This is a genomic window from Cyanobium sp. NIVA-CYA 375, assembly GCF_056108345.1.
Window position 1 is genome coordinate 1 of sequence record NZ_JBSYHW010000418.1, and the last position, 544, is coordinate 544.

At 67.6% G+C, this 544-nt stretch carries 1 protein-coding gene and 1 pseudogene; both read left to right on the plus strand.

Annotated elements, in window-relative coordinates; genetic code table 11:
- Positions 1 to 222: hypothetical protein (locus tag AC01FP_RS18910; RefSeq protein ID WP_474482490.1), on the plus strand; the 222-nt coding region annotated here is incomplete at its 5' end.
- Positions 219 to 544 (plus strand): annotated as a pseudogene (locus AC01FP_RS18915) (N-acetyl-gamma-glutamyl-phosphate reductase); the annotation flags it as partial. The gene AC01FP_RS18910 and the pseudogene AC01FP_RS18915, both read left to right, overlap by 4 nt.

The window sequence follows — 544 nt, forward strand, 5'->3', positions numbered from 1 at the left end:
GCCGATCGCTATCTCGTCGCCGCCTATGTCGTGCCGCTGGAACGGACGCTCGCCACAGCGGGCGCGCTGCATGTCCAGCCACGCGAGGACGCTGAAGTGGTAGGCATCCTCGAAGCGGGGACGCGGTTCGAAGTGCTGGATATCGCCGGTGCGTGGGCGTGGGGCTGCCTCGGGCCAGAAGGCCCGACCGGCTATTTGCCCCTCGTCTCGCTCGGCGCGTGAGCCACACCGTTTTCATTGACGGTGCCGAAGGCACCACCGGGCTCGAGATCCGCGACCGGCTGGCCGGGCGCAGCGAGTTTTCGCTCATTGTGCTGGACGAAGCGCGACGCAAGGACCTGACCGCCCGCCGCGAAGCCCTCAATGAGGCCGATTTCGCGGTGCTGTGCCTGCCCGATGCCGCAGCCCGCGAAGCAGTCGCGCTGATCGAGCCGGGTAGCCAGACCAGGGTAATCGATGCCTCCAGCGCGCACCGCGTCGCCAAGGGCTGGACCTACGGTTTCCCAGAGTTGGTTGGACGCGAGAAGGTCGCCAAAGCCAGCCG